This is a genomic window from Sphaerotilus sp. (genome assembly GCF_041083715.1).
Classification (GTDB): domain Bacteria; phylum Pseudomonadota; class Gammaproteobacteria; order Burkholderiales; family Burkholderiaceae_C; genus Sphaerotilus.
In genome coordinates this window covers 1-9,172 of record NZ_JBFPGY010000196.1, presented here as the reverse complement: position 1 = coordinate 9,172, position 9,172 = coordinate 1, and the positions used below count along the sequence as shown (strand labels likewise).

The 9,172-nt window shown below is 67.3% G+C and carries 10 protein-coding genes; 5 read left to right on the top strand and 5 right to left on the bottom strand.

Translation table 11 applies throughout. The annotated features are described in order from the left end of the window. Window positions 1-1,544 (bottom strand): phosphoethanolamine transferase (locus AB3X43_RS08750; RefSeq protein WP_369429459.1); only part of this gene is annotated, 1,544 nt, incomplete at its 3' end. A 139-nt stretch (window positions 1,545-1,683) separates the two neighbouring features. On the opposite strand from AB3X43_RS08750, the gene AB3X43_RS08745 reads away from it, so the two are divergent. Beyond that, complete coding sequence (locus AB3X43_RS08745; protein ID WP_369429458.1) at window positions 1,684-2,898, top strand: 6-phosphofructokinase; 1,215 nt, start codon at window positions 1,684-1,686, stop codon at window positions 2,896-2,898. 9 nt (window positions 2,899-2,907) lie between these two features. Here AB3X43_RS08745 and AB3X43_RS08740 read toward each other — a convergent pair whose 3' ends face one another. Next, the gene (locus AB3X43_RS08740; RefSeq protein ID WP_369429457.1) at window positions 2,908-3,558 is read right to left on the bottom strand and encodes an FMN-binding negative transcriptional regulator; all 651 of its coding nucleotides are present in this window, start codon (window positions 3,556-3,558) and stop codon (window positions 2,908-2,910) included. Window positions 3,559-3,678: 120 nt separating this feature from the next. Between AB3X43_RS08740 and AB3X43_RS08735 the strand changes: the two genes are divergently transcribed. Then, window positions 3,679-4,398, top strand: a complete 720-nt coding sequence (locus AB3X43_RS08735) for a DUF4197 domain-containing protein (protein ID WP_369429456.1) — start codon at window positions 3,679-3,681, stop codon at window positions 4,396-4,398. 27 nt (window positions 4,399-4,425) lie between these two features. Here AB3X43_RS08735 and AB3X43_RS08730 read toward each other — a convergent pair whose 3' ends face one another. Then, entirely contained in the window at window positions 4,426-4,929 is a 504-nt protein-coding gene (locus AB3X43_RS08730; RefSeq protein ID WP_369429455.1) for a TlpA disulfide reductase family protein, read from the bottom strand. A 235-nt stretch (window positions 4,930-5,164) separates the two neighbouring features. On the opposite strand from AB3X43_RS08730, the gene AB3X43_RS08725 reads away from it, so the two are divergent. After that, on the top strand, window positions 5,165-5,383 hold the full coding sequence (locus AB3X43_RS08725; protein ID WP_369429454.1) for a hypothetical protein: 219 nt from the start codon (window positions 5,165-5,167) through the stop codon (window positions 5,381-5,383). A 160-nt stretch (window positions 5,384-5,543) separates the two neighbouring features. Further along, window positions 5,544-6,995 carry an Asp-tRNA(Asn)/Glu-tRNA(Gln) amidotransferase subunit GatB gene (gatB, locus tag AB3X43_RS08720; protein WP_369429453.1) on the top strand — a complete coding sequence of 484 codons (1,452 nt, stop codon included), beginning with the start codon at window positions 5,544-5,546 and terminating at the stop codon, window positions 6,993-6,995. Here the strand turns inward: gatB and AB3X43_RS08715 are convergent. Both AB3X43_RS08715 and pyrE read right to left on the bottom strand, forming a co-directional pair. Continuing rightward, window positions 6,961-7,644: a DUF4124 domain-containing protein gene (locus tag AB3X43_RS08715; RefSeq protein ID WP_369429452.1), complete on the bottom strand. Its 684-nt coding sequence runs from the start codon at window positions 7,642-7,644 to the stop codon at window positions 6,961-6,963. The genes gatB and AB3X43_RS08715 overlap by 35 nt on opposite strands. Then, window positions 7,641-8,333: an orotate phosphoribosyltransferase gene (pyrE, locus tag AB3X43_RS08710; protein WP_369429451.1), complete on the bottom strand. Its 693-nt coding sequence runs from the start codon at window positions 8,331-8,333 to the stop codon at window positions 7,641-7,643. The genes AB3X43_RS08715 and pyrE overlap by 4 nt, the downstream gene beginning before the upstream one ends. A 25-nt stretch (window positions 8,334-8,358) precedes the next feature. On the opposite strand from pyrE, the gene AB3X43_RS08705 reads away from it, so the two are divergent. Continuing rightward, window positions 8,359-9,156: an exodeoxyribonuclease III gene (locus tag AB3X43_RS08705; protein WP_369429460.1), complete on the top strand. Its 798-nt coding sequence runs from the start codon at window positions 8,359-8,361 to the stop codon at window positions 9,154-9,156. Window positions 9,157-9,172: the final 16 nt, after the last annotated feature.

Genomic DNA, 9,172 nt, shown 5'->3' with positions numbered 1-9,172 from the left:
GCCGGCAGCGCGGCGCGGCGACGCAGGCAGACCAGGTCGAGGCCGGCGGCACGCGCCATGCCCTCGGAGAACCACATCACCATCGGCACCTGCTTCTGCACATCCGGTGCGATCGCGTAGGGCAATCCATGCAGGAACAGGTTGGACTCCCCCAGCGACTCGCCATGGTCGGACACGTAGACCACCGCACTGTCCACCGTCGCTGCCCGCGCCTGCAACTGCCCGATCAGCGTGGCCAGCACATGGTCGGTGTAGAGCAGCGCGTTGTCGTAGGCGTTGACGATCTCGGCCTGCGTGCACTGGCGCAGGTCGTCCTGGGTGCACGCCGGCTGGAACTTCGCGAAGGCCTCCGGATAGCGGCGGAAGTAGGACGGGCCGTGGTTGCCGAGCTGGTGCATCACGATGACCTGCGTGCCCTTGGCCTGCGCCAGACGCGCGTCGAGGCCGAGCAGCAGTGCCTCGTCCAGACAACGTCCATCGGCACACAGGCCGGGCGGGTTCAGCTTGACCAGCTCCTCGCTGGGCAGCCCCTCGCACACGCCCTTGCAGCCCGACTGGTTGTCACGCCACAGCACGCCCACGCCCGCGCGGCGCAGCACATGCAACAGCGACTCGCTGCCGCGGACCGTCGCCTCGTCGTAGTCACGCCGCCCGACCGGCGCGAACAGGCAGGGCACCGACACCTCGGTGTTCGTGCCACAGCTCGTGACCTGGCGAAAGTTCACCAGCGCGGGGATCTTCGTCAGCTCCGGCGTCGTCTGGCGGGCATATCCATTCAGACCCCAGTTGGCCGCGCGCGCCGTCTCGCCGACGACCACCACGACGACAGCCGGCCGTGTGCGGGCCTGCATCAGCGGCCCCGGTCGGGCATCCAGACCGATCGGCTGGCGGGGCCTGGCCGCGCCTTTCAGGTCGTCGACCACCACGCTGCCTGCCGACCAGAGCACATTGGTCGGCGTGATCAGGTAGCGGATCTCCTTGTGGTTGCGCATCAGCGACGAGAACGGCTGGAACACCGCCATCACCGACCCCACCAGCACCAGCATCCCAGCCACGGTCCACAGCAGCCGCAGCCCGAGCGCACGACCCCAGGTCCGCTCGCGCAAGCGCACGCCCCAGAGCAGGGCCATCGGCAGCGCCGCCTGCAGCAGCAGCCGCCCCGCAAAGCCGAGGCTGAGCAGCTCGCGTGCCTCGCCGATGTCGGTGCGCAGTGTGTTGCGCAGCATGGAAGGATCCAGGTAGATCCCGAAGGCCTGCATGAAGTGGGCGGCCCCCGCAGCCACGACCAGCAGCACCGCCACCAGCGGCTTGAGCAGGCGCCCATGGCACAGCAGCGCCAGCACCACGAAATTCAGTGCCAGCAGGCCGACAAGCAGCGCCGCGCCAAAACGCCAGGTGTCCGGTTCGAACCACATGCGTCCCTGCAGTGCAGCGCTGAAGAAAGGCAGATGGCAGGTCAGCACCCAGAGCAGGCTCACCGCCAGCAGCACCCATTCACTGGGAACGCCGACAGGTCGGGAACGGAAAGTGACAACGTGGGGCATCACGGGAATGACCGGAGTGGAATGGCATCGCGGGCCGGGATTGTCCCCGAGCGCCCCGCCTCGCAGGCGTAGGATGATCCCGGGCCATGTCCACCCCGGACGGCCCGATTGATCCAGCCCGACAGAGGAGATCCGCCGCATGAACCACGCCAAGATCCTGGTCGCCCAAGGTGGCGGCCCGACCGCCGTCATCAACCAGTCGCTCGTCGGCGTCGTGCTGGAAGCGCGGCGGCACCGCGGCGTCGAATTCGTCTACGGCGCGCGCCATGGCGTGCGCGGCATCGTCAACGAGGACCTGGTCGATCTGACGCAGGAGACCAGCCACAACCTGGAGATGGTCGCTGCCACGCCGTCGTCTGCGCTCGGCTCGACCCGCGACAAGCCCGACGAGGCCTACTGCCGCGAGATCTTCAAGGTGCTGCAGGCCCACGAGATCGGCCAGTTCTTCTACATCGGCGGCAACGACTCGTCCGACACCGTGCGCATCGTCAGCGAGCAGGCGCAGGCGGCGAACTACGCGCTGCGCTGCATCCACATCCCCAAGACCATCGACAACGACCTCGTCGGCAACGACCACACGCCGGGATTCCCGAGCGCGGCGCGCTTCGTGGCACAGGCGTTCGCTGGCGCGAACCTGGACAACGCCGCGCTGCCGGGCATCTACGTCGGCGTCGTGATGGGACGCCACGCCGGCTTCCTCACGGCCGCGTCCGCGCTGGGCAAGAAGTTCGACGACGACGGCCCGCACCTGATCTACGTGCCCGAACGCACCTTCGACCTCGGGCAATTCCTGGCCGACGTGAAGGCCACCCACGACCGCCTCGGCCGCTGTGTCATCGCCGTCAGCGAGGGCATCCACGACGCCGCTGGCACGCCCATCATCTCCACGCTGGCCAAGGACATGGAGTTCGACGCCCACGGCAACCTCCAGCTCTCCGGCACCGGGGCGCTGGCCGACCTGCTGTGCGAGGAGATCAAGCAGAAGCTGGGCATCAAGCGCGTGCGCGGCGACACCTTCGGCTACCTGCAGCGCAGCTTCATCGGTTGCGTCAGCGACGTGGACCAGCGCGAGGCGCGCGAGGTGGGCGAGAAAGCCGTGCAGTACGCGATGTGGGGCGGGCGTGATGGCTCGGTGGCGATCCAGCGCGCCGGTTATTACGCCGCGGATTACCAGCTGCTGCCGCTGGACGCCGTCGCCGGCAAGACGCGCACGATGGAGGACGAGTTCCTCGACGCCCGCGGCACCGGCGTGACCGATGCGTTCCGGATGTACCTGCGCCCGCTGCTCGGCTCGGGCATGCCGGATGCATTCCGGCTGCGGCCGAATCCGGTGGCGAAGGTGCTGGGACGCTGAGCCTGCCGGTCAGTTATCCACAGACCGGTGATCCACAAGCCGGGCCATCGCCGCGGCCTCGTCACCGCCAGCAGCGTGCAGACCGGCCGCCACGCCGGCACGGTTGGCGGCGGGGTGGTTCTGGCTGACTTTCCACTTGCCGTCCAGCTTGTCCACAGCGATCTCGATGCAGACGATGGCCTTCAGCATGGCGTCCACATAGTCGGCCGGCGCATCGTCGACCGACCAGGGACGCGCCTGTTTCGCCTCGTGCGTCTGGGTCAGGCGGGTGACGATGGCCCGCGCCGCCGCCGGGTTATCCACAGCCCGCAACCGCCCGCGCGCCTGCACCATCACGTAGTTCCACGTCGGCACGACCTTGCCGGTCTCGGCCTTGGTCGCATACCAGCCGGGGCTGATGTAGGCCTGCGGGCCCTGGAACACGACCAGCACCTCGGCTTCTCCGGCTGAAGTTTTCCACAGGGGATTGGCCCGGGCGACATGGCCCACCAGTTGTCCACAGGGTCCGCCGGCATCGCCGGAAGGTTCGAACAGAAAGGGAATCGTGTTCGCTTCCAGCCCACCGGGGCCGTGGGTGATCAACAGGCCAAGCGGATGGTTGCGGATCAGTGCATGCAGCACATCGGGCCGTGATTCGACGAAATGGGCGGGCTGGTACATCAGGTCTCCAACAGGTTATCCAGAAACTTATCCACAGGGCTGTGCGGCACGCTGCGCTGTCTGCGCAGAGTAGCATTCCCGCGTTGTCCATCTGATTCGACCAACCCCAAGGAGACCCGAATGACCCCCGACGCACACACCGCCACCACCATGAACGCGGCCCGCCGCCTGGCCCTGCTGCGCGCCGCGGCGCTGCTTGGCAGCACCGCCGTCCTGCCGACCTGGGCACTGAGCGAACTCGATGCGACGCAAGGCCTGCGCGCGGCGCTGGAGCGCGGCGCCAGCGCGGCCGTGGGCCTGCTCGGGCGCGACGGCGGCTTCCTGAACAACCCGCTGGTGCACATCGCGCTGCCCGAGTGGCTGAACCAGGGCGCCAGGCTGCTGCGCACGTTTGGCCAGGGCGAGAAGATCGATGCGCTGGAAACCGCGATGAACCGCGCCGCCGAACAGGCCGTGCCCGCCGCCAAGCCACTGCTGGTGAACGCGGTGAAGTCGATGTCGGTGCAGGATGCCACCCAGATCCTGCGTGGCGGCGAGACCTCGGTGACCGACTTCTTCGCCGAACGCACCCGTACCCCGATGGGCGGGCAGTTCCTGCCCATCGTCACCGCCGCGACCGAGAAGGTGTCACTGGCCCAGAAGTACAACGCGATCGCCGGCAAGGCCAAGGCGCTGGGCCTGGTCAATGACCAGCAGGCCAGCATCCAGCAGTACGTGACCGGCAAGGCGCTGGACGGGCTCTACCTGATGATCGGCGAGGAAGAGAAGAAGATCCGGCAGGATCCGATCGGCACGGGGAGCAAGATCCTGCAATCGGTGTTCGGGGCGCTCAAGGGCTGACCGGACACCAGCCGGAGCGCGCAGCGGTCACGCCGATTCGGCCAGCAGCGTCTCCAGGAGCGCATGCAGTTGCGCGAAGTCCGGCTCACCCACATACCGCTTGACGATCTCGCCCTTCTTGTTGAGCACGAAGGTCGTCGGCGTGAGCTGTACCTGGCCGAACTTCTTCGCCATCTCGCCGGTGTTGTCCATCGTCACGCGGAACGGCAGCTTGCGCGACTCGGCGAAGTTCATCACATAGGCCGGCGGGTCGTAGCTCATCGCGATCGAGAGCGTCTCGAAGCCACGGTCCTTGAACTTCTGGTGCGTCTCGATCAGGTGCGGCATTTCCTTGACACAGGTCGTGCAGCTCGTCGCCCAGAAGTTGACCAGCACCACCTTGCCGCGCAGCGCGTCGCTGCGCTGCTGCGTGCCGTCGAGCAGCGTGTACTGGACAACCGGCGCCATTTCCTTGCCGCCCACGGCCAGCGTGGCAGCCAGCGCGACGGCCGCCAAGAGTGCGGCACCGATGGCCAGACGAGCGTTTTTCATGGTGTGTGGGAGATCCTGCGGACTAGAGACTTCGAGTGTAAGCACGAAGCCTGGCACCACGGCATCCCACCGCAGCCGACTCGGCTATTCGGCCCTCTGGCGACCTGGTCGCTGTGCAGCGCGGATTGATCATTTCGATTCGATCAACGTCAACCGGACCATTGCCAACCACGTTGAACAAACGCCGCAAGGCACTGAATTCCTCTCCATAACCAGACCCCGAAGGACACTTGCCATGAAGACTCTGCTTGCCGCACTCGCCGCCTCCCTGATCTCGTTCGGCGCACTGGCGGCCGACGCTGCTCCCGCCGCCGCGCCGGCCGCCTCGGGTGCCGCCATGGCCAAGCCGCACGCCAAGATGCAGCAGCACAAGAAGGCCGAGATGAAGCACGCTGCCAAGCCGGCCGGTGCCGCTTCCGGCCCGATGGCCGCCGCTCCGGCCGCCAGCAAGTAAACCGCCCCCCGCGGCACACGCCGCGAAATCGGTCCAAGGGCTCCCTCGCGGAGCCCTTGTCACGTCCGGACGAGGCCCGGCCTTCGGCGCAATGCCGTAGCATTTCCGCTTTGCGCACGCCGACACCCTGCCGGCGCGCCTCTCCGGAAGAATCTGCCCCATGACCGCATCCCTCCTCGTGCGCGGCTACGAAGTCGTGATCGGCTTCGAGACCCACGCCCAGCTCTCGACCCGATCGAAGATCTTCTCCGGCGCCTCGACCCGCTTCGGCGCCGAGCCGAACACCCAGGCCTGCGCAGTCGACCTGGCGCTGCCCGGCTCGCTGCCGGTGATGAACCGCGGCGCGGTCGAGCGCGCGATCCAGTTCGGGCTGTCCGTGAACGCCACCATCGCGCCGATGTCGATCTTCGCGCGCAAGAACTACTTCTACCCTGACCTGCCCAAGGGCTACCAGATCAGCCAGTACGAGATCCCGGTCGTGCAGGGCGGCGTGGTCGAGTTCTTCGTCGATGGCGAGCTGTTCCGGCTCAACCTGACCCGCGCCCACCTGGAGGAAGACGCCGGCAAGTCGCTGCACGAAGACCACCATGGTATGACCGGCATCGACCTGAACCGGGCCGGCACGCCGCTGCTGGAGATCGTCACCGAGCCGGAGCTGCGCTCGTCGAAGCAGGCGGTGGAGTACGCCAAGGCACTGCACACGCTGGTGGTGTGGCTCGGCATGTGCGACGGCAACATGCAGGAAGGCTCGTTCCGCTGCGACGCCAACGTGTCGGTGCGCCGGCCCGGTGCACCCTTCGGCACGCGCCGCGAGATCAAGAACCTCAACAGCTTCCGCTTCCTGCAGCAGGCGATCGACTACGAGATCAACTGGCAGATCGACCAGATCGAGGACGGCTTCGAGATCGTGCAGGCCACCGTGCTGTTCGACCCGGACACCGGCGAGACGCGGATGATGCGCACCAAGGAAGACGCGCACGACTACCGCTACTTCCCCGACCCGGACCTGCCGCCGCTGGTGATCGCCCCCGAGTGGATCGAGCGCGTGCGCAGCGAGCTGCCCGAGCTGCCTGGCGCGCTGGCCGCGCGTCTGCAGCGCGAGCAGGGCCTGCCCGCCTACGACGCCGCGATGATGACCGCCAGCCGTGCCACCGCCGCCTATTTCGAGGCGACCGTCGCCGCCTGCGCGCAGCCCAAGCTGGTCGCCAACTGGATCATGGGCGAGATCAGCAAGCGCCTGAACGCCGATGGCGGCGACATCGCCTCGGCGCCGGTCGCACCCACCATGCTCGGCGCGCTGATCCAGCGCATCCAGGACGGCACCATCTCCAACAACGCCGCCCGCCAGGTGTTCGACGCGCTCTGGACTGGCGACGGCTCGGACGTGGACACCGTCATCGACGCCAAGGGCCTCAAGCAGATGAACGACACCGGCGCGCTGGAAACCATCCTCGACGAGGTGCTGGCCGCCAACGCCAAGTCGGTCGAGGACTACCGCGCCGGCAAGGAAAAAGCCTTCGGCGCGCTCGTCGGCCAGGCGATGAAGGCCACCAAGGGCAAGGCCAACCCGGCCCAGGTCAACGCGCTGCTGAAGACGAAGCTGGCAGGCTGACGCTGCCCGGCGCCGCACCGGCCCACAGGCGCTTCAGGCGCACCAGTTCCTGGTCGTAGCTGGCGTTGATGCGCTGGATCTCGGCCAGGTGGCTCTGGGCCGCATCCTGCTGGGCCTGCAGCGCGGCCTGGTTCTGGCCGAACTTGATCTTCAGCTCGCGGGGCAGTTCGCGGCCCTTGTAGAACTCCGCTTCCTGCTGCAGGTGCTTGTGTTCCTGCTCCAGCTCGGCCAGGCGACGCTCGGTGGCCTGCAGCGCCGTGTTGAAGGGTTCCAGCGCCGCAGTGCGGGCACGCTGGTGGCGCGGCTCGTCGGGATAACGGCTCAGCAGATTGCGGTCGCGCCGGACCGCATCGCGCTTCACGGCATCGGCGGCCATTTCCTGGCGCAGCCGGTCTTCGTACGCCGCGCGTTCCTCGGCGGTCATCGATGGCGGCACGACCTGCTTCACCGAACCATCGGTGTTGCGCAGCTCCTGCGCACGGTCGATGCATTCGGCGATCGGCCGGTCCGAGGTGATGCGCTGGCCCTTGGCGTTGACACAGGTGTAGATGTTGGCCGCCTGCGCCGGCAGGCCGGCTGTCGCCAGCATGGCCGGCAGCAGCATGGATCCCGCCAGCCGCACCAGGGCCGCTGCGCGGGCCGGGTTCACGGCTGGACTCCGTAGCGCTCGCGGTAGGCCTGCACCGCCGGCAGGCTGCTGCTCAGGCGCGGGTCGCTCTGGCCTTGCAGGTAGGCGAGCAGGTCGGTCAGCGTGGCGATGGCGACCACCGACAGCCCGAGTTCGCGCTGCACGAACTGCACCGCCGAGTGCGGCGCATCGACGCCGTTCTCGCTGGCCTTCTCCTGGCGGTCCAGCGCGATCGTCACGCCGCAGGGCGTGGCGCCGGCGGCCTGGATCATCGCGATCGATTCGCGCACCGAGGTGCCGGCCGAGATCACGTCATCGATGATGAGCACGCGGCCCTGCACCGGGGCACCGACCAGCGTGCCGCCCTCGCCATGGTCCTTGGCTTCCTTGCGGTTGTAGGCGTAGGGCACGTTCTTGCCCAGCCGCGCCAGCTCGATCGAGACGGCTGCGGCCAGCGTGATGCCCTTGTAGGCCGGGCCGAACAGCATGTCGAATTCCAGGCCGGAGGCCACCAGCCGCTGTGCATAGAATTGCGCCAGACGGCCCAGCTTGGCGCCGTCGTCGAAGAGACCGGCATTGAAGAAGTAGGGCGACAGCCGCCCGGCCTTGGTCTTGAACTCGCCGAAGCGCAGCACGCCGGCATCGACCGCGAAGGCCACGAAATCCTGGGCAAGAGCGTCGGTGCGGGGGGAGCTTGCGTCTTGGGTCATCTGCATGGACGATAAAAAGGGTCTGGTGATGCGACTGGTCAGCCTCAACCTCAACGGCATCCGCTCAGCTTCCAGCAAGGGCTTGCTGGCGTGGGTCGAATCCGCACAAGCCGATTGTATGGGGGTGCAGGAAGTGAAAGCCCAGACTCAGGACCTGAGCCCTTCCCACACCGTCCTCGATGGAATGCACGGACATTTTCATTTTGCGCAGAAAAAAGGCTATTCCGGTGTGGGGATGTACACCCGGCACACCCCGACCGAGGTGCGCACCGGCATCGGCGTGCCGGAGTTCGACGACGAGGGCCGCTATGTGGAAGTGCGCCACGACACGCCTGCACGCAAGCTGTCGATCATCAGCTGCTACTTTCCCAGCGGCTCCTCCGGCGACGAACGCCAGCAGGCCAAGTTCCGTTTCATCGACCAGATCTATCCGCACTTGATGGCGCTGAAGGCCGAACGCGAGTTCATCCTGGTCGGCGACGTCAACATCGCCCACCAGGAAGCCGACCTCAAGAACTGGAAGGGCAACCGGAAGAACTCTGGCTTCCTGCCCGAGGAACGTGCGTGGATGACGCGGCTGCTCGACCCGGCCGAGGGCGGGCTGGTCGATGTCTACCGCCAGCTGCATCCCGACACCACCGACGCGTGCTACACGTGGTGGAGCAACCGCGGGCAGGCGCGGGCGAAGAACGTGGGGTGGCGCATCGATTACCACCTCGCGACGCCCGGCATGGCGGCGCTGGCACGCAGTGCGCGCATCTACAAGGAGCAGTGGTTCAGCGACCATGCGCCGTTGACGGTGGATTACGATTTGGATCTGTGAAGATCGATCTGCCAGG